Below are 21,206 nucleotides of genomic sequence, written 5' to 3'. Positions count from 1 at the left end.
CAATTGGCTTTAAGCTTTTCGTGAGGTGGATGTCATCTCTGTAATATGTCCCAACGCCAGCGAGGCCAGAATACAGCCTGTAAACAGGTAAAGACCCCAGGCGGTTTCGATGGTGGCGTAAGAGATGCCCTTGGCCAGTGTGATGTAGAGCGCGATCAGGAAAACATCGGCCATGGCCAGCTTGCCAAGGACGTTGAGCGCGGGCTGGACGCGCGGGTCTAACAGATTCCATTGGATCAGGGCTGTGCCGATGGTTTTGATGTAGGGCGCGAAGAGGGCGAAGACGGTGACGACCAGCGCGAGGAAGATGTCGGATTTCCAGAGCGACTGCAGCCCGGTGATGACACTGATTTCGCTAAGGCCGAAGATGGGTAGCAGGCCTGCGCGCATCAGAGGGGCAAACCATGCGATGGGGTAGAGGATTAGGAGCGAGAGGGTGGCGAGGCGGAGGGGCATGACTGGGTGTCTTGGCGAGATTAAAAATTCGCTGCGATGTTCTGCTATGCTTAACCGAAATCAGCGCTCACCACAGAGTTATTTTTTGAAGGGAGGAACGATGTCGGGTTTTGTGGCCTACAAGTCAATTGTCGACCCATCGGACTGTGATTTTCTTGGGCACATGAATGTGTCCAAGTATTTTGCAGCCTGTTCGGATTCCGTTTTTGCGCTGCAGGCTGAGTTGGGGCTTACGGCCGACGACATGCGGTCGGGACGAAAGCTGTCCTTTGCGGTGGTCCATGCAGACAGCAATTTTCTTGCGGAATTGAGTGCTGGCGAAGCCATCCAGATGGAAAGCGAGATTCTAGAGGTTGGAACGAAATCTATGACTTTCAGCCACAAACTAGTTCGCGTTGCTGATGGAGAACCTGCATTTACGACCGTTTTCAAATGCGTTTTGCTCAATTTGCAGACTAGGCGCGCCGAAGTCATTCCGCAGGAAATTGTCGAGCGTTCGGCATATTGGATGGCAAAGAACGAAGATTAACGCACCGCCTCAATCGGCCCCTCGGCACTGCCGCTGATGAACTGCTCCACATAAGGATCACCGGATGCGTCCATCTGGCTGACAGGGCCGGTCCACTGAATCACCCCCCCGTGCAGCATGGCGACGTTGTCGGCAATCGCGCGGACGGAACTCATGTCGTGGGTGATGGTCATGGCGGTGGCGCCCATCTCGGTCACGATTTCGCGGATCAGGTCGTTGATGACGCCCGACATGATTGGGTCCAAGCCCGTGGTAGGTTCGTCAAAGAAAATGATCTCGGGCTCGGCGGCGATGGCACGGGCGAGGCCCACGCGTTTTTGCATCCCACCCGACAGCTCAGACGGAAAGCGGTCGGCCACGTCGGATTTCAGACCCACGCGGCGCAGTTTCTCGATGGCGATCTCGCGGGCGTATTCTGGCGGGCGTTTCAGCGGGCCGCGCAGCAGGCGGAAGGCGACGTTTTGCCAGACAGGCAGCGAGTCAAACAGCGCCGCGCCTTGAAACAGCATCCCGAAGCGGGCCAGAAACGCGTCGCGGTCGCCCTTGGTGGCGTCTTTGCCGTCCACGTAGATCATGCCACTGTCGGGTTTGATCAGACCCAGAATACACTTCAGCGCCACGGACTTACCGGTGCCCGAGCCGCCGATGATCACCATTGAGGTGCCCTGGGGGATCTCAAGGTTCATGCCCTGCAGCACGCGGTTGTCGCCAAAGGCCTTGTGTACATTCTCAAGCCGTATCATACCGAAAAGAACACCCCTGTCAGAATGAAGTTGGCGGCCAGGATCATAATGGCTGCAGCCTCGACCGAAGACTTGGTGGCACGCCCGACGCCCTGTGCGCCCCGGCCCGAGTTCATGCCGTAGTAGCAGCCCATCACGGCGGTGATCAGGCCGAAGGCGGCCCCTTTGGTTAGGGACGAGATCACGTCGATCAGCTCAAGAAAATTGACCGTGTTTTGCAGGTAGACGGCGGCGTTGAAGCCAAGGCTTTGCGTTGCGACCACATAGCCGCCGGCGATGCCGATCACGTCGCCCACGGCCACCAGAACAGGCACGGTGAGGATTGCGGCCAATACGCGCGGAGCGGTCAGGTACTTCATCGGATGGGTGGACAGCGTGACCAGCGCGTCGATTTGCTCGGTCACTTTCATCGTCGCGATTTCCGCCGCGATCGACGAGGTGACGCGCGCTGCGATCATCAACCCGCCCAGCACCGGGCCCAGTTCGCGTACCATGCCGATGGCAACGATTTGCGGCACCACGGCCTCGGCGTTGAAACGGGCGCCACCGGCGTAGATCTGCAGCGCCAGCGCGCCCCCGGTGAAGATGGCAGTCAGACCGACAACCGGCAGCGACAGCCAGCCGATATTCATCAGTGCTACGACAAATTCGCGCGGGTAGTAAGGCGGGCGGAAAATGTGCGAGATCGCATCGACCGTGAAAAGCGATACCTTGCCGAAGTTCGCAAACAGGGACAGGACGACGCGACCCAGCCCGCCCAGCATATACAAAGGGTTCATTCCACGTAGCCTCGGGAATAGCGCGCGCCCAGCGATGTGAGGATTTCATAGCCGATGGTGCCTGCGGCCTCGGCCAGATCATCCACGGTCTGGTGGCCGTTCAGGATGCGCAGGCGTTCGGGGTCTTCGGGCAGGTCGGTGACATCCACGGTGATCAGGTCCATCGAAATGCGCCCAACAACCGGGCAGGGCTGACCGCCTGCAAAGGCGTCGATGCCGCCCCCAATCGCGCGATGCAGCCCGTCGGCATATCCGGCCGCGACGGTGGCGATGCGGGACGGACGACGCGCGGTCCAGCTGTTGCCGTAGCCGACCGTCTCACCTTCGGCAAGTTCACGGACCTGAATGACGGGCAGATCCGCTGTCACCACGGGTTTCGCCGCAGCAAAGGGCATGCCGCCGTAAAGGCCGACGCCAGCGCGGCAGAGGTCAAAGTGATATTCGGGTCCCAACAATATCCCACCGGTTGCTGCCAAGGAGCGTCGTGCAGTGACACCCTCGGTCATCTCGCGGAAATTGCGCAGTTGATAGGTGTTCATTGGGTGGTCGGGCTCATCGGCGCAAGCCAGATGCGACATGATCAGCGCAGGGTTTTGTGCCTCGATCCGTTCGCGCAGTTCAGCCCAATCTGAGCGTTCCAGACCCAGACGGTTCATGCCCGTGTCGAGCTGTATGCCGAAGGCGTGGCCGGGCAGACTTTGTTCGTGGCGCTGGACCTGTTCGGGTGAGTTCAGCATCGGCGTCAGGTCATGGGCCTGCAACAGATCTGCATCGCCCTCCATATGGCCTGAGAACACGCCGATCATCGGACTGGCGCCTACGGCGGCACGGACCTCGGCACCTTCTTCCGCAGCGGCAACAAAAAAGGTGCGCACGCCTTCTTCGGCCAGCGCATCGGAAACGGGGCCAGCCCCAAGCCCATAGGCATCGGCCTTGACCACCGCAGCGGTCTCGGCATTCGTCTTGGCATCCAAGGCGCGCCAGTTATTGGCCAGCGCAAGAAGGTTGATAGTCAAACGTGCGGTACTCATGGCACTGTTCATGACATTGGATCGCGGCAGGTCAAGGGGGTACGCACCGTTTATTGCCCGGTTTGACAGGAACGTGGACAGGGATTGGCCGCGGATCAGGGAAAAGCGCGCAGGAAATCGCAAAAAATCTCAATCCCATTGAAATTGCCGAACGGCAGTCGCAGGGTTAGGCGAGGAATCATGCTAAACGGTGTTATGCAGCGGGCAAGGGTGAAATTATGAAGCTATCTTCGGGGCTTACTGGGCAAGAGGCCGCAATTCCTGAATTCTACCGCGATGTGTTCGCAGCGTCCGAGGGCGAAGCGGAAGGCGATGCGCTTTTTGCGCTGACGCAAGCACTAATGGACACCACGCCCCCCGAAGACCTGTTCTGCGTCACCGCTGGCGAGGTTGGAGATCTGAAGGGTTGTATCTTTTTTTCTCGGCTTTTTTACGAAGACGATCCGCGCGACGTGGTTCTGATGTCTCCGGTCGCGGTTCGTACAGACTGTCAGGGGCAGGGGATTGGGAGAAAACTGATTGCGTATGGTCTGGACCTGATGCGTCAGACCGGTTTGGATGTTGTCGTTACCTATGGCGATCCCGCTTACTATAGCAAAGCGGGATTTCAGCCAATGACGGTAGAGTTCGCCAGCCCACCCCACGCGCTGAGCATGCCACATGGATGGCAGGGGCAATCGCTGACCAAATCGGACCTGACGCCGCTGGCAGGCTCGTCACGCTGCGTGTCGGCCTTCGATGTGCCAGAAATGTGGTAGGTCAGTAGCCCTCGATCTGGCCGTCCTGCTGCCAGGGTTTGACCAGATTGCCAAAGCGGGTGAACTGCGCCTCGAACGAGAGTTCAACCGTGCCGATGGGGCCGTGGCGCTGCTTGCCGACGATGACCTCGGCCTTGCCATGCAGGCGGTCCATGGCCTGTTTCCACTCTTCCATCTTTTCCAGCTCATGATCGCCGGGCTTTTCGCGCTCTTTGTAGTATTCCTCGCGGAACACGAACATCACCACGTCGGCATCCTGTTCGATCGAGCCCGATTCCCGCAGGTCTGACAGTTGCGGACGCTTGTCGTCGCGGTTTTCCACCTGGCGCGACAGCTGGGAGAGGGCGATGACCGGGATGTTCAGTTCTTTGGCGATGGCCTTCATGCCCATCGAAATCTCGGCAATCTCGTTGACGCGATTGTCGGCCATGCCGCGACACAGCTGCAAATAGTCGATGACCAGCAGGTCCAAACCGTGCGTCCGCTTCAACCGCCGCGCGCGGGCAGCAAGTTGCGAGATCGGCAAAGCCGGGGTGTCGTCGATGAACAGTGGGCAGGCTTCCAACTCTTTCGCCGCGTCTACAAAGCGGCGGAACTCGGCTTCGGTCATGTCGCCCTGACGGATCTTGTGCGAGGAGATTTCCGAGGCTTCGGCCAGAACCCGGCCTGCCAACTGCTCGGCGCTCATTTCCAGCGAGAAGAAACCGACCACTCCGCCGTCAATCGCACCCTCAGACCCATCTGGCTTGGTGCCGCGTTTGTAGGCTTTGGCCACGTTGAACGCGACGTTGGTCGCCAATGAGGTTTTCCCCATCGACGGACGACCGGCCAGAATAATCAGGTCGGACGGGTGCAGGCCCCCAAGCTGTTTGTCCAAGTCGGCCAGACCGGTGGAAATCCCTGCCATGCCACCACCGCGCTGATACGCTTCGTTGGTGACGTTGACGGCTTCTGTGACCGCCTTGAGGAAGGATTGAAATCCCTGTTCGGTCTGGCCCTGCTCGGATAACTGATAAAGCTGTTGCTCGGCCTCGACGATCTGTTCCTTGGGCTCGCTGCTGACATCCACCCGCGCCGCCTTGTCCGAGATATCGCGGCCCAGCCGGATCAGCTCGCGCCGGATGGCGAGGTCATAGATCATCTGGGCATAGTCATGCACCGCAAAGGCACTGATCGACGCACCCGCCAGTTTGACCAGATAGGCGGGGCCACCCAGTTCCTTGAGGCCCTCATCCTCGGCCATGAAGGATTTCAGCGTCACGGGCGAGGCCAAAGCATTCTTGGCGATGCGATTGGCCGCCACCTCGAAGATGCGGGCATGGACCGGGTCATAGAAATGCTCGGCCCCAATGATCGAGGCGACGCGATCATAGAGATCGTTATTGGTCAGAATCGCGCCCAAAAGCTGCTGCTCGGCCTCGATGGAATGCGGCATGGTTTCGGCGTTCTGAATCTGCGCCGCCGCCTGCTCGATACTGCTTATCTCGTTCATTTTGTCCCCACTGCCCGTGCGACAGTTCTAATCAATCCGGCACCCGTTGGGCCATCTGTAAATCTCTGAAGATAAGTCGCGAATAACTCGACTTCAGCTTGGGATAAGTTTGGACAACTTTGCCAAAGAACACCGCGCGGCGCAACATTTAGTGCAGCTTCATCGCGGCAGCACTAGATGCGAGCGCTGAGGGGGCGATTCTTTGCCGAGTTACCCCCAGCTTATGCACAGGCACTTTAGGAGGGTTTGTTGGCTTCCTGCCATCCACGCGGGTCGTTCAGGAAGGCTTCGACACCGTCAAGTGTCTCTGCATCAAAGGCTTTCTGCGCTTTTGCTTCGGCCAAAACATCCCACCAAGTGCACAGGTGATGCAGTTTCACACCGTGATCGCCCAGGGTTTTCTCGGTCTCGGGGAAGATGCCGTAGTAAAAGATCACCGCCGTGTGGCCGCAGGTCGCCCCGGTGTCGCGGATCGCATCCACGAAGGACAGCTTTGATCCGCCGTCGGTGGTCAGATCTTCGACCAGCAGAACGCGCTCACCCTTGGACATTGCACCCTCGATCCGGGCATTGCGGCCATAGCCCTTGGGCTTTTTGCGCACATAGGTCATCGGCAGGGCCATCCGCTCGGCGACCATGGCGGCAAAGGGGATGCCTGCGGTTTCACCACCTGCGATGTTGTCGAACGCCTCGAACCCGGCTTCGCGCATCACGGTGACGGTCAGGAAGTCCATCAGGGTCGAGCGGATGCGGGGGTATGAGATCAGCTTGCGGCAGTCGATATAGGTCGGGCTGGGCAGGCCAGAGGCCAGTGTGAACGGCTCGCGCGCGTTGAAGTGGACGGCTTTGATCTCCAGCAGCATGCGCGCGGTCAGGCGGGCGATTTCGGTGCTGTCGGGGTACGAGCTGGGGATCATGATGCAAACCTCTGGGCTGATAACACGTTGCGGGCTGATAGCCCGCCGCAGGGCACAGAGTCGAGGGGGCGGACAAAAGAAAAGCGGACCCGCAAGGGGCCCGCTATGCACATTCAGATTGACGCGCGATCAGCTTGTCATGTCGTAAGCGCGCTCACCATGCACCGACAGATCGAGGCCATTGGTCTCGGTCTCTGCATCCACCCGCAGCGGAGTGATCAGCGCGACCAGTTTGATCAATACAAAGGTCACAACGACTGTGAACACACCTACGATGACCAAGCCACCCAACTGTGCAGTCCAGGCGCCCAGGCCAAAGACGGCGATCATAAGCGTGCCAAAGATGCCGCCGACGCCATGCACGGCGAATACATCCAGCGTATCGTCGATTTTCAGAACGTTGCGGATGACATTGACGGCTTCCTGACACAACACACCGGCCACGGCACCGATGATCAGCGCCTGAACCGGATCCACATAGCCCGAGGCGGGTGTGATCGAGGCCAAGCCGGCGATCGTACCTGTCACTAGACCGACCATCGAGGCCTTGCCGTACTTGATCCGCTCATACAGCGCCCAAGTCAGAGAGGCAGTCGCGGCCGAGATATGCGTCACGGTCATCGCCATCGCAGCACCGCCGTCAGCGGCCAGTTGCGAACCGCCATTGAAGCCGAACCAGCCAACCCACAGCATCGCGGCACCGATCATGACAAAGCCCGGATTGTGCGGCGGCGTCGTGCGGTTGCGGCGCGGGCCCAGAACCACGGCGATAATCAGCGCGGCCAGACCGGCGGTTTCATGCACCACGATTCCGCCTGCAAAGTCACGCACGCCGACCTCGCCCAAAATGCCGCCATCTGTCAGAATGCCACCACCCCAGATCCAATGCACCACCGGCGCATAGCACAGCAACATCCACAGGCCCGAGAAGGTCAGCACAAAGCCAAAGCCCACGCGCTCGACATAAGCGCCGACGATCAGGGCAGGGGTGATGATGGCAAAGGTCATCTGGAATGCGAAGAAGAGAACCTCGGGCAGCGTGCCCGATAGGCTGTCTGCATCGACACCGTTCAGAAACGCCTTGCCCAGACCGCCCCACAAGCCTGATCCGCCATCGCCGAACGCGATGGAATAGCCTGCGACCAGCCACAGGATGCTCATCAAACAAGCGATCGAGAAACAGTGCATGAACACGCTCAGCACGTTGCGGGCGCGCACGAGGCCGCCATAGAACAGGGCCAGGCCCGGCAATGTCATGAACAGGACCAAGGCGGTTGCCACAATGATCCAGGCTGTATCGGCTCCATTCATCGGCCGGTCTCCTCTTCAACTTGCGTGGCGCGGCTTGAAGCGGATCAGGGACGAGGAAAAAAGAGGCAACATCACAAAAAGCAGCCTGTTTTCGGGGCTTTTTGTGAAAAGGTGATTAAATAGGCGGCGATCAGAGCAACACGCCCTATTTTTGAGCAATACTAGAAAGCGCCTGAGAAAGCAGGCCCAGCGCGTGATCTCGAGCCGCGCGCCGGACGTTTTCCCGACCTAACGGACCAAATTCAACTGTCTCAGATCGTGTGTGCAAACCATCGGCGGCAAGGCCGAAGCAGACACGGCCCTCGGGTTTGAACTCGGACCCGCCGGGGCCTGCAATGCCTGTGATCGACACGGCAAGTTGTGCCTGTGAATGATGCAGCGCGCCTTCGGCCATTTCGCGTGCGACCTCTTCCGAGACTGCGCCGTAAGCATCCAGCGTCGCAGCCTTCACGCCCAGCATCTGTTGTTTGGCGGCGTTGGTGTAGGTGACAAAGCCGCGATCCACTACGGCCGAACTGCCGGGGATATCAGTCAGGGCAGCCGCTACCATGCCGCCAGTGCAGCTTTCAGCAGCGGCAATCATCACACCTTGCGCCTTGGCGCGGTCCAGTAACGTGGCGACGATCAAAGTCCCAACACCCCGTGCGCGATCCCGGCCAGGATCAGCACGCCGATGGCGGCAAACACCCCGGCGATCACATCGTCCAGCATCACGCCCATCGCATCTCCCTTGCGATCCGCCCAACCCACCGGGCCGGGTTTTGTGATGTCGAACAGCCGGAACAGCACGAACCCTGCAACCCAGCCGGGCCAGAGAGCGGTTATATCAATACCATGCGCCCAGGAGGGGTAAGAGATCGCCCAGAGCGCGATGAACTGCCCTGCAACCTCGTCGATAACAATCTCGGACGGGTCGTGGTCGTCTTGTCCTGCAGTCATCACGCGTGTGGCCCAGAGCCCACCGAAGAACGCCGCCAGCGTTGCGATCACCAGCAGGGGGAAACCGCCCAGCGTGTGAAGCAGCCACGCCAAGGGCAGGGCGGCGAGCGATCCCCATGTACCGGGCGCGGGGCGCAGATAGCCCACACCACAGACGGTGCCGATCAATTGTGCCGCGTTCATGATTTCACCAGACAGGCTGTAGCCAGAGAAGCAATACCTTCGCTGCGGCCCGTGAAACCCAGCCGCTCTGATGTGGTCGCCTTGACTGAGATCTGATCGGTCCGCAGCCCCATGATCCGGGCCATCTCGACCCGCATCGCCTCGGCATGGGGGCCTATTTTGGGGTACTCACAGACCAGAGTGCAATCGACATTCGAGATCGCGTATCCCATCGTCGCGGCCAGTTCGACCGCATGGCGCAGGAAAATCTCGCTGGCGGCCCCTTTCCATTGCGGGTCCGAGGGCGGGAAGTGTTGGCCGATATCGCCCTGCGCCAGCGCGCCATAGATGGCATCCGCCACGGCATGCATCCCCACATCTGCGTCCGAATGCCCCTGAAGGCCGCGATCATGCGGCACCTGCACGCCGCACAGGATTACATGATCCCCGTCGCCAAACCGATGCACGTCATAGCCATTGCCCAGCCTTACATCCATATTCGTTCCCAATATGCGTTCCGCCCGGGCAAAATCCTCGGGCCGTGTGATTTTGATATTGTCCGCGTCGCCCGGCACGATGGTTACATCCAACCCTGCGGCGCGGGCAACCTCGACATCGTCGGCGGCACCACCGGAATGCGCGGCATGGGCCGCGACGATAGCGTCATAGTGAAAGCCCTGCGGCGTCTGCGCGGCGAACAGGCCGCTGCGGTCTTGTGTGCCGGTGACGGTTACGCCATCTCCGGTCCAAAGCGCGTCTGTCACCGCCAATCCGGGGGCTGCTGCCGGGCCAGATTCAAGCGCTTGCAACACGTTGTGAATAATCTGCGTGCCGACACAGGGGCGGGCGACGTCGTGGATCAGAACGCGGGTCACATCCAGTCCGCTCAGGGCGGCCAGCCCATTGCGCACCGATCCCGCGCGATCCGCGCCGCCTGCGGTCAGAATCAGACCCGATTCGGCAAGCTCTGCCCACGCATCTTGGTCATCCGGTGACAGAACCAGCGCAATATGATCGACCTGCTCACGAAACCGCTCGATCGTCCAGTCGGCGACGCGGCGTCCGGCTAGAGGCCGCCATTGTTTTGGGATACCCCCTCCGGCGCGCAGGCCGCGTCCTGCGGCAACGATAATGGCGGCGGTGGTCATAAGGAGTGTCTCCGGCAAATTCAGGGGAATGTTTAGGGCGCGGTGAATGCAGAGGCAATCACTCGCGTTAATCTGCCCAATAATTAGGCAAGTGATGATTTCGAGGGCTTTTTCGTCGCCGTTTTGTTGTTCATATACGCCAAATTCGATATCAAAAGCGCGACTGCCCAAGGATTAAGCACGTTGAGACTGCAACTCGCTGACAAAGACCTGAACCTTCCGGTTCTGCTGGCCCCGATGGCCGGAATCACCGACCGCCCGTTCCGCGATCTGGTGATGCGCTTTGGTGCGGGCATGGTGGTTAGTGAGATGGTCGCCAGTCAGGAAATGGTGCAGGCCAAACCCGGCGTGCGCGAACGGGCCGAGCTGTCGGCCGACGTGGAAAACACCGCCGTTCAACTGGCCGGGCGCGAGGCGCATTGGATGGCCGAGGCCGCCCGGCAGGTCGCTGATCGGGGCGCGCGGGTGATCGACATCAACATGGGGTGTCCCGCCAAAAAGGTAACGAATGGCTATTCCGGCTCGGCGCTGCTGAAAACGCCGGATCATGCGCTGACATTGATCGAGGCGGTGATCGCGGCGGTCGATGTTCCGGTCACGCTGAAAACGCGGTTGGGGTGGGACGACAAGTTACTGAACGCGCCGGACGTCGCGCGGCGCGCGCAGGAGGTGGGCGTGCAAATGGTGACGATCCACGGGCGCACGCGCTGTCAGTTCTACAAAGGGCAGGCGGACTGGCAGGCGATCCGCGCAGTGAAAGAGGCGGTCGATATCCCCGTCATCGCAAACGGGGATATCGTGGATACGGAAACAGCGGGAACCGCGTTGGACCAGTCAGGCGCGGATGGTGTCATGATCGGTCGGGGCGCACAGGGTCAGCCCTGGGTCCTGGCGCAGATATGCCACGATCTTTATGGCGCGCCCGCACCGGTGGTGCCGCAGGGCGATGACCTGATCGAGATGGTGCGAACGCATTATCAGGCGATGTTGGGCTTTTACGGTACCGATCTGGGTCTGCGCGTCGCGCGCAAGCATCTGGGTTGGTACATGGATCAGGCCGGAACGCCCGCAGCCTTGCGCCGCGCTGTTCTGACTTCTCGCGATACGGATGAGGTGATCCGCCTGCTGGGTGACGCGCTTGGGACGCAAGTGGAGGCGGTTGCATGAATTCGGACCAGAGTATTTGGACTTCGCTTCCGGTACCAGCCTTCATCATTGATGGCGACGATCGGATATCCGACGTCAATTCAGCCGGAGAGGGCTTCCTGAACGCCTCGCGTAAATCGGTGATCGGGCACCCGGTGTGGGATCAGATCGCGGTTGATGCCCCCCTCGAGGAAGCGTTCGAGAGGGCGCGGGCACAGGGAACACCCCTGTTCGTGAATGATGTAGATGCGGGATCGGGTAATCGTGCGCCGCTGCAATGCGCGCTACAGATTGCCCCTTTGGTTGGGCATCCGGGGTCGATGATCATGATCATCTCACCACGCGAGTTGGCGGGACGGATGACGCGGGGCAATACGGTTAAATCGGCGGCGCAGTCGGCGATTGGTATGGCCGAGATGTTGGCGCATGAGATCAAGAACCCGCTGGCCGGCATCACCGGCGCTGCGCAATTGCTGAGCATGAATATCTCTCAGCAAGACCTTGAGTTAACAGATCTTATCGTTGCCGAGAGCCGTAGAATTGTAAAGCTGCTGGAACAGGTTGAGCAATTCGGAAACCTGTCGGAGCCTGACTTCAAACCCGTCAATATCCACGACGTTCTGGACCGCGCGCGACGGTCCGCGTTGCTGGGGTTCGGCGCGCATATGAAGATTATCGAGGACTACGACCCCTCGTTGCCCTTGGCCTATGGCGACCCCGATCAATTTCTCCAAGTCATTCTGAACCTGTTGAAGAATGCCTCGGAAGCAGCTGATCCAAAAGGCGGAACCATTCGTCTGCGGACGTATTTCGAACATTCCTTCCGCCTGCGGCGCAGCGATGGCTCGGGCCATTCGTTGCCCCTGCAGGTTGAGATCATCGACGATGGTCCGGGCCTGCCCGAGAAAATCCGTAGCGATATTTTTGACCCTTTCGTGTCGGGCAAGGAAAACGGCACCGGCCTCGGGCTGGCGCTGGTGAGCAAGATCATCTCGGACCATGACGGCTGGATTTCCGCCGACTCGGTGCCGGGCCGTACGGTGTTTCGTATCTCGCTGAGGCGGGCACCGAAGGATGCAACGTAAGACAAAGCCGAGAAGAGCTTAAGGAGAGCACCAATGGATGGAACAGTACTGGTCGCAGATGACGACCGCACGATCCGCACCGTTTTGACACAGGCCCTAACGCGGGCGGGGTGCAAGGTGCACGCGACCTCTTCGTTGACCACGCTGATGCGCTGGGTTGGCGAAGGAAAAGGCGATGTGGTGATCTCAGATGTCGTTATGCCGGATGGCAATGGCCTGGAGATGCTGCCCAAGATCGCGCAGGACCGACCCGGCCTGCCTGTCATCGTGATCTCGGCCCAGAACACGATCATGACGGCGATTCAGGCGGCCGAGGCCGATGCCTATGATTATCTGCCCAAGCCGTTTGACCTGCCTGATCTGATGAAACGGACCGCGCGGGCGCTGGAGCAGAAACAGCGCGTGCAAACCGACGCCAGCGAACCGGCGCAGGACCGCCCAGAAGAACTACCCCTAGTCGGGCGGACCCCGGTGATGCAGGCGCTGTACCGGTTGGTCGCACGGGTGATGAACACTGATCTTTCGGTGATGATATCTGGTGAAAGTGGAACAGGTAAATCATTGATTGCGCGTGCTATTCATGATTTCTCAGACCGCCGCACACTGCCCTTTGTCACGGCAACAGCCGCTGATTTGCGCGATCTGGAAGGTCCTGCGCGGGTGATGGCGCGGGTTCGAGGTGGGACGTTGCTGATCGACGAGATTGCCGATATCGAGGACGAACTGCAGGCTCGCATCGTCCGCATGATGGACACGCCCGGCGACCACGTCCCACGCTTTATGGCCACCAGCCAGTCGGACCTGACCGACGCGATGGAGAGCGGGCGCGTGCGTCAGGACCTGTATTACCGTCTGTGCGGCGCGACAATCCACGTGCCTGCGCTGCGCGAACGTGTGGATGACATCACCCTTTTGGCCGACCACTTTCTGGCGCGGGAAGAGCGCGAACACGGCACCAAACGCTGGCTCAGCCCGGATGCGGTAGAGCTGGTGCGGCGCTATTCGTGGCCGGGCAATGTGCGACAGTTGGAAAACGCGATCCGCCGCCTCAGCCTGACCAGCCGCGCCGATGAAATCTCGAAATCCGAGGTCGAGGCGGTTCTGGGCAGCCAGCCCGAAGCCGAACCTGTTCTGGGCGATGGTGAGCGCGAGAAACTGTCGACTTCGGTCGCGCGTCACTTGCGGCGGTATTTCGACTTGCACGGCAATATTCTGCCGCCGCCGGGCCTGTATCAACGCATCCTGCGCGAGGTAGAGGCCCCTCTGATCGAGTTGGCCCTGGATGCAACCGGCGGAAATCAGGCAAAATGTGCTGATCTTCTGGGGATTAACCGGAATACGCTGCGGAAAAAGATCACAGACCTCGATATTCAGGTGACACGCCGCCGCAAACTGATGTAATATCGCCACACAAAGCGTGGCATTCGGGTTCAACCCCGACAAGGACCACGAAATATGGCGGTTTGCCGTGAAAACGGCGCATCAGGATGAGGGCAGACGGTGGCATCCCGAGCACAGAGCGGGCTGATCCTATCGATTAATCGGTGGCGGAAATCCCGAAAGCTGCGCAATATTAGCACCTTGGGTCTAGTTCTTCTGGGCCCGGTTCTGGCGTTGGTGACCTATCTGGTCATCGGTCCCTTTGACTTGGGCACAACCGCGCCGTCGCTGCGCCTGATTCTGCTGGCAGATCTGGTCTATGTGCTGGTGGTTGCTGCGCTGGTTCTCAGCCAATTGGGCAGTTTGATCGCCGCGCGCCGGGCGAAATCGGCCGGATCGCGTCTGCACCTGCGTCTGATTGGTGCCTTTACCCTGCTCGCACTGGTGCCGACAGTGACGGTGGCGATTTTCGCTGGCCTGACGGTAAATATCGGTCTCGAGGGCTGGTTCTCGGACCGGGTGAGGCAGGTTGTTGGCTCATCCCTGACCGCCGCCGAAGCCTATGAGCAGGAGCACCGCGAAGGTTTGCGGCAGGACGCGACGGTTCTGGCGCTGTACCTCAACAATGCGCGCGCGGTGGATTTCTATATCTCGGACGCGGAATTGCGCGCGGTTCTTGCGCAAGGACAATCGCAAATTCAACGTGGGCTGCGTGAGGCTTATGTCATTGACGGAGCAGGGGAAATAAAGTCGCGCGGCGACCGGTCTTACCTGTTCAACTATGAGGCACCGACGCCCGAGCAGATCGTAGAGGCCTCTGACACAGGCCTTCTGATCATCGACGATTGGCAAAACAGTGAATTCCGGGCGCTCGTGCCGCTACGCGCCTATCTGGACCGGTATCTCTATGTCAGCCGCGAGGTGGATGGTCAGTTGTTGACGCTGCTGGATGACACCAAGGAAACTGTGCAGTTCTATCAACAGCTTGAAAGCGAACGGGGCAGGGTACTGTTCGAATTTGGTCTGCTCTATCTGGGATTTGCGGTCATTTTGATCTTGGCGGCGATGTCGCTGGGTATGTGGTTTGCCGAGCGCCTGTCGCGTCCCGTCGGACGGCTTACTACAGCGGCGCAACGTGTGGGGGCCGGTGATCTGAGCGTTCAAGTCATCGAAGAGGCCAGCGACGATGAGATTGCCATATTGGGACGTTATTTCAACCAGATGACGCGGCAACTTAATGCACAGCGCGACACTCTGCTAGAAAATACCCGCCAGATCGAACGTCGTCGTCGGTTGTTCGATTCGGTGCTCAGTTCGGTCACGTCGGGCGTTGTTGGTGTCGATCCCGATGGGTGCGTTACACTGGTGAACCGTTCGGCGGAACGATTGTTGGACTGGTCGCGCGGGGACGAAACGCTGGCGATTGGCATAGCGGTGCCCGAGTTTCTGCCCTTGTTCGAAAGCCTTAAGGAAAGCGGGCAGGAAGCCGTTCAGGGTGAGGTCAAGGTGACGCGCAAGGGCCGTCTTGAAAACCTGCTGGTGCGGATGGCAACCAGACGGGGTGAGGATGGCGGGCTGGAAGGCTATGTTGTCGCCTTTGATGACGTGACCGATCTGGTTAGCGCGCAGCGGATGGCCGCGTGGGGCGATGTGGCGCGACGCATTGCGCATGAGATCAAGAACCCGCTGACCCCGATCCAACTGAGCGCCGAACGGATCAAACGCAAATTCTCGCGCAAGCTGGATGAAGAGGATTGCGATAGCCTTGTATCCATGACCGATGTGATCGTACGGCAGACCAATGATCTGCGGCGGATCGTGGACGAATTCTCAAAATTCGCACGGATGCCCGAGCCCGATCGGCGTGAGGAAAACGTTGTCGATCTGGTACGCGAGGCGGTTTTGTTGCAGCAATCAGGGCAGCCCGATGTCGAGATCACGGCGCAATTGCCGGATGATCCGATCCCAGCTGATCTGGATGCGACGATGTTGAACCAGGCACTGACGAACCTGATCAAGAATGCCGGGGAAGCCATAGAAACCCTTAAACAAAAAGGCCCCCCCGAGAACCTGAAGCCACAGATCAAAGTGGACGTAGAAAGCGATGACGCGGGTACCGTCATCACAATTGCAGACAACGGCATTGGCCTGCCCGAAGATCGGGCGCGCCTGTTCGAGCCGTATGTGACAACGCGGGATGCTGGGACAGGTTTGGGCCTGCCCATCGTCAAAAAGATTATCGAAGAACATGGCGGCGCGCTGACTTTGGAAGACGCGCCGGTCTTCGACGGACAGGACCATTTTGGCGCGATGGCCGTGATCCGTTTACCAGCGGGTAATTTTTCCCCGTCTGACGCGCCCCAAAAGCAGGCAATTCAAACAAACAAACTGAAAGCAGGCCAAAGATGAGCGACATTCTGATCGTAGATGACGAACGCGATATTCGCGAACTGGTGTCCGACATTCTGGAGGACGAGGGCTATACGACCCGCTTGGCGGGCAACTCGGATGAGTGCATGGCCCAGATCAACTCGGAACCGCCGGGGCTGTTGATTCTGGATATCTGGCTGAAGGACAGCCGGATGGACGGGATCGATATTTTGAAAGCCGTCAAACGTGACAACCCGGATGTGCCGGTGGTGATTATTTCCGGCCACGGCAACATCGAAATTGCGGTCGCGGCGATCAAGCAGGGGGCTTATGACTTTATCGAAAAACCCTTCAATATTGACCAGTTGATGGTGGTCATCCGCCGCGCAATGGAAACATCGCGTCTACGTCGCGAGAATGCCTCGCTCAAGCGCAAAGAGGTGACAAATTCCGACATGATCGGCAAATCCGCCTCGTTCCGAGCGATGCAGGGGCAGTTGGACAAGGTCACAAAATCGAACGGCCGCGTTATGCTGAGCGGCCCGGCAGGGTCGGGCAAAGAGATCGCGGCGCGCTATATCCACGCGCATTCAAACCGTGCCAACGCGCCCTTCGTGACCGTAAACTGCGCCGGGATCGAACCCGAGCGCGTGGAAGAAGTTCTGTTTGGCCGCGAATCCTCGGACCGGGGGGTGGAATCAGGTCTGTTGGAAGAGGCGCATGGCGGTGTGGTCTATTTCGACGAGGTCGCGGATATGCCGTTGGGCACGCAATCCAAAATCCTGCGCGTGCTGGTCGACCAGCAATTCCAACGTGTCGGCGGGTCGGACAAGGTTCGGGTGGATTTGCGCGTGATCTCATCCACCAACAAGGATCTGGATGCCGAGATTGCCGCTGATCGCTTCCGCGAGGAACTGTATCACCGGCTGAATGTGGTGCCGATCGACGTGCCCTCGCTTGAGGATCGGCGCGAAGATATTCCGGTTTTGGCCCAGCATTTCATCGAGATGTGCAACGAAACGCAGGGCCTGCCGGTTCGCGAGATTTCCGAAGAAGCGGTGGCCTTGCTGCAGACCATGACATGGCCGGGTAATGTGCGTCAGTTGAAAAACCTGATCGAACGGGTGCTGATCCTGGGCGACGGCACGGGGCCGATCGAGGCTAAGGAACTGCCGACCGAGGATGAAAAGGCCGACGATTCCGGCCGCGTTGTTCTGTCTGGCGCGCTGGCGACCTTGCCGCTGCGCGAAGCCCGCGAGGCGTTCGAGCGGGAATACCTGCTGACCCAGATCAACCGCTTTGGCGGCAATATCAGCCGCACCGCCAGCTTTGTCGGGATGGAGCGCAGCGCGCTGCACCGCAAGCTGAAATCACTGGGCGTGGTGACGTCGAACAAATCGGGCGCAAGGGTGGCGCAACTGGACGAACCGGAGCCGGCGGAATAATCCGCCGGTCCTTCACCCCGTCTGGCCGGGTGTGATGATCTGAAACGATCCGTCGTCGAATTTAACAAAGCAGGACTCGGTTCCAATCGGCGGAAATTGGGTCGTGCGTGCGGCTGGGACACTGGCTTTTATCCGTTGCTTGCACGGTGGCAGGCTGATCGGGCGATACCCTTTGGCCGCCATGCACTGTGCTTCAACACGGTCGCGTAGGCCTTTATTGACGTCCACGGTGTAGATCTGCCCAGGCTGCCACCATCCCGCTGTGCGATAACAATTGCCGCGCCCGTCGCAGCGGGTACGGCCCGGCCAATAGGTGGGGGGGCCTTGACGCACCTGGGTCGCCACCGGAGCGTCATCCAGTGCCTGAACCTGACATTGTGTAGTCTCGGTCTGCACACGCGAAACGCTTGCGCCTTCTTGGTAGTACATCGAAAGCGGACCGCATGAGGTCAACGCAAAGACAGGTATCAGGAAACGGGCAACTGTTTTCATAGGCTTATCTTGCCCTCGGCAGGCGGAAATGACAATTCGATTGACCGTTTTGGGGCCATCTGTCATTCAATCCTTTCAGGCAGAAGGGCCAGGTATATGAAGGTCATCATTTGCGGGGCCGGTCAGGTTGGCTGGCAGATTGCGCGGCATCTGTCGGGCGAACTGAATGACGTTACAGTGGTTGACAACAACCCGGACCTGGTGCGTCGCGCCACGGAAACACTGGACGTTCAGGGTATTGCCGGTTTTGCCAGCTATCCTGATGTACTTCAGCGCGCGGGCGCCCGTGATGCGGATATGATCATCGCCGCCACCCATTCCGATGAGGTGAACATGGTCACCTGTCAGATGGCGCATTCTGTCTTTTCGATCCAGCGCAAGATTGCCCGATTGCGGTCTAAATCCTATTTACAGGCCATCCATTCCGACCTGTATCGCCGCGATCACTTGCCCATCGACGTGGTCATCAGCCCTGAACGCGAGGTGGCCGCCGCCGCCATGCGCCGCCTTTCGGCCCCCTCGGCCTTTGATACCGAGATGTTCATGGACGGGCAGGCGCAGCTTTTGGGCATCCGCATTGACGAGGATTGCCCGATCGTAAACACGCCCCTACGTCAGTTGACCGATCTGTTCTCGACCCTCAGCTCGATCGTGGTTGGGGTGCGGCGCGAGGGGACTCTGTTTGCCCCGGAGTCCGAGGACCAGCTGTTCGTTGGTGACGAATGCTATGTCTTTGCCAACGTAAAAGACGTCGACCGCACGATGGAGGTTTTCGGCAAGGCGCAAAAGAAACAGGACCGCGTGGTCATCGTGGGCGGCGGCAATGTCGGGCTCGAGGTTGCGAGGACGCTTGAGGAACGCGAAAGCCGGGTGCGCGCCAAGATCATCGAACGCGACCGCAGCTGTGCCGAACTGGCCGCCGAAGCGTTGGAGCGCACGATTGTTCTGAACGGCGATGGCTTGGACTCCGCGCTGTTGCGCGAAGCCGGGATCGAGCGTGCCGACGCGATGCTGGCCGTCACTGACGACGACCGCGCCAACTTGCTGGCCGCCGTGCGGGCCAAGGCCGAGGGCTGTGCGCTGGCGATTGCACTGATCAATGATCCGAGCATGGTGGCCTTGATGGGACCTTTGGGCATTGACGCCTATATCAACCCGCGCGCTACCACTGTCAGCTCGATCCTGCGCCACATCCGCCATGGGCGCGTGCGGCAGGTTTATTCCATCGGCGATGCCGAGGCCGAGGTGATCGAGGCCGAGGTTCTGTCGACCTCTCCCATGGCGGGGCAAAGGCTGCGTGACATCGACTTTCCCGAGGGCGTTCTGGTCGGGGCTGTTCGCAAAGGTGATGAGTTGCTGCGCCCCACGGGCAGCCTGCGGATCGAAGAGAAAGACGTGCTGGCGATCTTTGCCATGGCCAAGGACGTGCCCGAGGTCGAGCGCTTGATGCAGGTTTCGATTGATTTCTTCTGATGGAGCGCGCGCGGACACAGCGGATCGGATTGGTGCGGCGTTTGCCGCTGTTTCTGCTGATCTGGGCCCTTGCCGCGCTGTCCATGTGGATACCCGCGATTTATGCGCTGGTTCTGGATGATCACGACACCTCGCGCTCATTTTTTTATTCCGGGTTTCTTGGGCTGTTCATCGTGGCCATCATTGCTTTGGCCTCATCGAACCGTGTACCGCGCAGGGGGACTTTGGGGCAGTTAGCGGTATTGCTGGCCAGTTTCACCGTTTTGCCCCTTTATCTGGCAATCCCCCTGCATGACGCTTTGGGGAATACCACCTTTCTGAACGCCTATTTCGACATGGTCAGCGCGCTGACCACGACCGGCGCCGACCTGTTTCCCGACCCCGACCGTCTAAACGCGCCTCTGCATTTCTGGCGCGCGCAAGTGGGGTGGATGGGCGGCCTGCTGATGTGGATTTCAGCCGCCGCGATCCTGGCCCCTCTGTCGCTAGGCGGGTTCGAGGTTACGGCGCGCGGCCAGCCGGGTCGTCCGGTCTCGGGCGTGGCGCAAAGCGAAAAGGTTGATCCACGCGGGCGGCTAATCCGGGTCGCGCGGACGCTGACACCGATCTATGCCGGTCTGACGCTTGTGATCTGCCTGCTGCTGTTGATTGCGGGCGAGCAGGGTCTGACGGCGATCTGCCACGCCATGTCTACGATGGCGACCTCGGGGATTTCTCCGGTCGGCGGAATGGAGGGTGCACAGGCCGGGTTCACGGGTGAGGCGATCCTGTTCTTGTTTCTTTTCTTCGCCTTGTCGCGCCTAACCTTTTCGACCGACACCGCAACAACCGGCTATTCGCGCCTGGACAAAGACCCAGAATTTCGCATCGGACTGATGATCGTTGGCGCCGTCGCTGCGCTTTTGTTCGTCCGGGTTTGGCTGGGGGTCAATGAGATCGGCAACCGGTTAGAACCGATGCAGGCGGTCAATGTGATTTGGGGTATGCTCTTTACAGGCTTGTCCTTTTTGACCACGGCAGGGTTTGAAAGCGCGAACTGGAACGATGCGCAGCAACTGTCTGGCCTTGGCACGCCGGGTCTGATCCTGATGGGCATTGCTCTGATCGGCGGCGGGGTCGCGACAACCGCCGGTGGGGTCAAACTGCTGCGCGTGTTTGCGCTCTATCTGAATGGTGCGCGCGAGATTGACCGGCTGATCTATCCATCCTCGGTCAGTGGGGTGGGCGGCGGTAACCGACGTATTCAAAGCGATGGTGCATTCATTGCGTGGATCTTCTTGATGATGTTCGCGTTGACCGCCGCGCTGTTCAATATGTTGCTGGCCGCGATGGGGGCGGGGTTCGAACAGGCGATGGTGCTGACGGTCGCGGCGCTCAGCACCACGGGTCCGCTGATCGAACTGGCAACCGATGTACCTCTGCGCCTGATTGACCTTTCGTCAAGCGCCAAGCTGACCATGTGCGCGGCGATGGTGATTGGCAGATTGGAGACTCTGGCCATTATTGCCTTGATTACGCCCACGCTCTGGCGGGACTGAGAATCAACACTC

General features: G+C 59.6%; 20 protein-coding genes. 9 read left to right on the top strand and 11 right to left on the bottom strand.

Going from position 1 to position 21,206, the window contains the following annotated elements:
- Nucleotides 1–9: 9 nt before the first annotated feature.
- Nucleotides 10–456: a paraquat-inducible protein A gene (locus tag GOV80_RS00885; protein ID WP_170774358.1), complete on the bottom strand. Its 447-nt coding sequence runs from the start codon at nucleotides 454–456 to the stop codon at nucleotides 10–12.
- Between the two features lie 100 nt (nucleotides 457–556).
- Between GOV80_RS00885 and GOV80_RS00880 the strand changes: the two genes are divergently transcribed.
- Nucleotides 557–985, top strand: coding sequence for an acyl-CoA thioesterase (locus tag GOV80_RS00880; RefSeq protein ID WP_170774357.1), 429 nt, complete (start codon nucleotides 557–559; stop codon nucleotides 983–985).
- Here the strand turns inward: GOV80_RS00880 and GOV80_RS00875 are convergent.
- Genes GOV80_RS00875 through alr form a run of 3 tightly spaced genes read right to left on the bottom strand, consistent with a single transcriptional unit; the run spans nucleotide 982 to nucleotide 3,538 of the window.
- Complete coding sequence (locus GOV80_RS00875; protein ID WP_170774349.1) at nucleotides 982–1,728, bottom strand: ABC transporter ATP-binding protein; 747 nt, start codon at nucleotides 1,726–1,728, stop codon at nucleotides 982–984. The genes GOV80_RS00880 and GOV80_RS00875 overlap by 4 nt on opposite strands.
- Nucleotides 1,725–2,507, bottom strand: a complete 783-nt coding sequence (locus GOV80_RS00870) for an MlaE family ABC transporter permease (protein WP_170782505.1) — start codon at nucleotides 2,505–2,507, stop codon at nucleotides 1,725–1,727. The genes GOV80_RS00875 and GOV80_RS00870 overlap by 4 nt, the downstream gene beginning before the upstream one ends.
- On the bottom strand, nucleotides 2,504–3,538 hold the full coding sequence (alr, locus tag GOV80_RS00865) for an alanine racemase (RefSeq protein WP_170782504.1): 1,035 nt from the start codon (nucleotides 3,536–3,538) through the stop codon (nucleotides 2,504–2,506). Before alr ends, GOV80_RS00870 begins: the two co-directional genes overlap by 4 nt.
- Before the next feature lie 218 nt (nucleotides 3,539–3,756).
- Here alr and GOV80_RS00860 point away from each other — a divergent pair, with 218 nt between their 5' ends.
- Nucleotides 3,757–4,296, top strand: a complete 540-nt coding sequence (locus GOV80_RS00860; RefSeq protein WP_170782503.1) for a GNAT family N-acetyltransferase — start codon at nucleotides 3,757–3,759, stop codon at nucleotides 4,294–4,296.
- A gap of 1 nt (nucleotide 4,297) precedes the next feature.
- Here the strand turns inward: GOV80_RS00860 and GOV80_RS00855 are convergent, their stop codons facing one another.
- From GOV80_RS00855 to GOV80_RS00830, 6 genes are all read right to left on the bottom strand, one after another.
- Nucleotides 4,298–5,788, bottom strand: a complete 1,491-nt coding sequence (locus GOV80_RS00855) for a replicative DNA helicase (RefSeq protein ID WP_170782502.1) — start codon at nucleotides 5,786–5,788, stop codon at nucleotides 4,298–4,300.
- 236 nt (nucleotides 5,789–6,024) lie between these two features.
- Entirely contained in the window at nucleotides 6,025–6,705 is a 681-nt protein-coding gene (locus GOV80_RS00850) for an orotate phosphoribosyltransferase (protein WP_170782501.1), read from the bottom strand.
- Nucleotides 6,706–6,834: 129 nt separating this feature from the next.
- Nucleotides 6,835–8,016, bottom strand: a complete 1,182-nt coding sequence (locus tag GOV80_RS00845) for an ammonium transporter (RefSeq protein WP_170774337.1) — start codon at nucleotides 8,014–8,016, stop codon at nucleotides 6,835–6,837.
- 145 nt (nucleotides 8,017–8,161) lie between these two features.
- The gene (locus GOV80_RS00840) at nucleotides 8,162–8,644 is read right to left on the bottom strand and encodes a CinA family protein (RefSeq protein ID WP_170782500.1); all 483 of its coding nucleotides are present in this window, start codon (nucleotides 8,642–8,644) and stop codon (nucleotides 8,162–8,164) included.
- Nucleotides 8,641–9,138, bottom strand: a complete 498-nt coding sequence (locus GOV80_RS00835; protein ID WP_170782499.1) for a phosphatidylglycerophosphatase A family protein — start codon at nucleotides 9,136–9,138, stop codon at nucleotides 8,641–8,643. The genes GOV80_RS00840 and GOV80_RS00835 overlap by 4 nt, the downstream gene beginning before the upstream one ends.
- Nucleotides 9,135–10,265, bottom strand: a complete 1,131-nt coding sequence (locus tag GOV80_RS00830; RefSeq protein WP_170782498.1) for a bifunctional 2-C-methyl-D-erythritol 4-phosphate cytidylyltransferase/2-C-methyl-D-erythritol 2,4-cyclodiphosphate synthase — start codon at nucleotides 10,263–10,265, stop codon at nucleotides 9,135–9,137. The genes GOV80_RS00835 and GOV80_RS00830 overlap by 4 nt, the downstream gene beginning before the upstream one ends.
- 183 nt (nucleotides 10,266–10,448) lie before the next feature.
- On the opposite strand from GOV80_RS00830, the gene dusB reads away from it, so the two are divergent.
- The 5 genes from dusB to ntrX all read left to right on the top strand — a co-directional run bounded on the left by dusB (nucleotide 10,449) and on the right by ntrX (nucleotide 17,691).
- Nucleotides 10,449–11,432 carry a tRNA dihydrouridine synthase DusB gene (dusB, locus tag GOV80_RS00825; RefSeq protein WP_272871003.1) on the top strand — a complete coding sequence of 328 codons (984 nt, stop codon included), beginning with the start codon at nucleotides 10,449–10,451 and terminating at the stop codon, nucleotides 11,430–11,432.
- On the top strand, nucleotides 11,429–12,496 hold the full coding sequence (locus GOV80_RS00820; RefSeq protein ID WP_170774327.1) for a two-component system sensor histidine kinase NtrB: 1,068 nt from the start codon (nucleotides 11,429–11,431) through the stop codon (nucleotides 12,494–12,496). Before dusB ends, GOV80_RS00820 begins: the two co-directional genes overlap by 4 nt.
- Before the next feature lie 33 nt (nucleotides 12,497–12,529).
- Nucleotides 12,530–13,897, top strand: a complete 1,368-nt coding sequence (locus GOV80_RS00815) for a response regulator (RefSeq protein ID WP_170774324.1) — start codon at nucleotides 12,530–12,532, stop codon at nucleotides 13,895–13,897.
- A 99-nt stretch (nucleotides 13,898–13,996) separates the two neighbouring features.
- The gene (locus GOV80_RS00810) at nucleotides 13,997–16,285 is read left to right on the top strand and encodes a sensor histidine kinase NtrY-like (RefSeq protein ID WP_170774322.1); all 2,289 of its coding nucleotides are present in this window, start codon (nucleotides 13,997–13,999) and stop codon (nucleotides 16,283–16,285) included.
- Nucleotides 16,282–17,691, top strand: coding sequence for a nitrogen assimilation response regulator NtrX (gene ntrX / locus GOV80_RS00805; protein WP_170782496.1), 1,410 nt, complete (start codon nucleotides 16,282–16,284; stop codon nucleotides 17,689–17,691). Before GOV80_RS00810 ends, ntrX begins: the two co-directional genes overlap by 4 nt.
- 12 nt (nucleotides 17,692–17,703) lie before the next feature.
- On the opposite strand, the gene GOV80_RS00800 is transcribed toward ntrX, so the two are convergent.
- Nucleotides 17,704–18,183 carry a hypothetical protein gene (locus GOV80_RS00800; protein WP_170782495.1) on the bottom strand — a complete coding sequence of 160 codons (480 nt, stop codon included), beginning with the start codon at nucleotides 18,181–18,183 and terminating at the stop codon, nucleotides 17,704–17,706.
- Nucleotides 18,184–18,279: 96 nt separating this feature from the next.
- Between GOV80_RS00800 and trkA the strand changes: the two genes are divergently transcribed.
- Nucleotides 18,280–19,656 (top strand): Trk system potassium transporter TrkA, encoded by a 1,377-nt coding sequence (trkA, locus tag GOV80_RS00795; RefSeq protein ID WP_170774316.1) that lies wholly within the window; start codon nucleotides 18,280–18,282, stop codon nucleotides 19,654–19,656.
- A complete protein-coding gene (locus GOV80_RS00790; protein WP_170782494.1) occupies nucleotides 19,656–21,194 on the top strand; it encodes a TrkH family potassium uptake protein in 1,539 nt (512 codons plus the stop codon). Before trkA ends, GOV80_RS00790 begins: the two co-directional genes overlap by 1 nt.
- Nucleotides 21,195–21,206 lie beyond the last annotated feature (12 nt).

The sequence above is a fragment of the Ruegeria lacuscaerulensis genome, assembly GCF_013034685.1.
In the GTDB taxonomy this organism is placed as follows: domain Bacteria; phylum Pseudomonadota; class Alphaproteobacteria; order Rhodobacterales; family Rhodobacteraceae; genus Ruegeria; species Ruegeria lacuscaerulensis_B.
The sequence above is the reverse complement of the archived record's forward strand: the minus strand, read 5'-3'. Positions and strand labels throughout refer to the sequence as shown.

Bases quoted from the DNA above. Each gene is read 5' to 3' on its own strand.
- GOV80_RS00815 (WP_170774324.1), top strand. From the start codon at position 12,530: ATGGATGGAACAGTACTGGTCGCAGATGACGACCGCACGATCCGCACC.
- GOV80_RS00885 (WP_170774358.1), bottom strand. From the start codon at position 456: ATGCCCCTCCGCCTCGCCACCCTCTCGCTCCTAATCCTCTACCCCATC.
- ntrX (WP_170782496.1), top strand. From the start codon at position 16,282: ATGAGCGACATTCTGATCGTAGATGACGAACGCGATATTCGCGAACTG.
- GOV80_RS00820 (WP_170774327.1), top strand. From the start codon at position 11,429: ATGAATTCGGACCAGAGTATTTGGACTTCGCTTCCGGTACCAGCCTTC.
- GOV80_RS00835 (WP_170782499.1), bottom strand. From the start codon at position 9,138: ATGAACGCGGCACAATTGATCGGCACCGTCTGTGGTGTGGGCTATCTG.
- GOV80_RS00800 (WP_170782495.1), bottom strand. From the start codon at position 18,183: ATGAAAACAGTTGCCCGTTTCCTGATACCTGTCTTTGCGTTGACCTCA.
- GOV80_RS00870 (WP_170782505.1), bottom strand. From the start codon at position 2,507: ATGAACCCTTTGTATATGCTGGGCGGGCTGGGTCGCGTCGTCCTGTCC.
- GOV80_RS00790 (WP_170782494.1), top strand. From the start codon at position 19,656: ATGGAGCGCGCGCGGACACAGCGGATCGGATTGGTGCGGCGTTTGCCG.
- GOV80_RS00880 (WP_170774357.1), top strand. From the start codon at position 557: ATGTCGGGTTTTGTGGCCTACAAGTCAATTGTCGACCCATCGGACTGT.
- alr (WP_170782504.1), bottom strand. From the start codon at position 3,538: ATGAGTACCGCACGTTTGACTATCAACCTTCTTGCGCTGGCCAATAAC.
- GOV80_RS00830 (WP_170782498.1), bottom strand. From the start codon at position 10,265: ATGACCACCGCCGCCATTATCGTTGCCGCAGGACGCGGCCTGCGCGCC.
- GOV80_RS00860 (WP_170782503.1), top strand. From the start codon at position 3,757: ATGAAGCTATCTTCGGGGCTTACTGGGCAAGAGGCCGCAATTCCTGAA.
- GOV80_RS00850 (WP_170782501.1), bottom strand. From the start codon at position 6,705: ATGATCCCCAGCTCGTACCCCGACAGCACCGAAATCGCCCGCCTGACC.
- GOV80_RS00845 (WP_170774337.1), bottom strand. From the start codon at position 8,016: ATGAATGGAGCCGATACAGCCTGGATCATTGTGGCAACCGCCTTGGTC.
- GOV80_RS00875 (WP_170774349.1), bottom strand. From the start codon at position 1,728: ATGATACGGCTTGAGAATGTACACAAGGCCTTTGGCGACAACCGCGTG.
- GOV80_RS00855 (WP_170782502.1), bottom strand. From the start codon at position 5,788: ATGAACGAGATAAGCAGTATCGAGCAGGCGGCGGCGCAGATTCAGAAC.
- trkA (WP_170774316.1), top strand. From the start codon at position 18,280: ATGAAGGTCATCATTTGCGGGGCCGGTCAGGTTGGCTGGCAGATTGCG.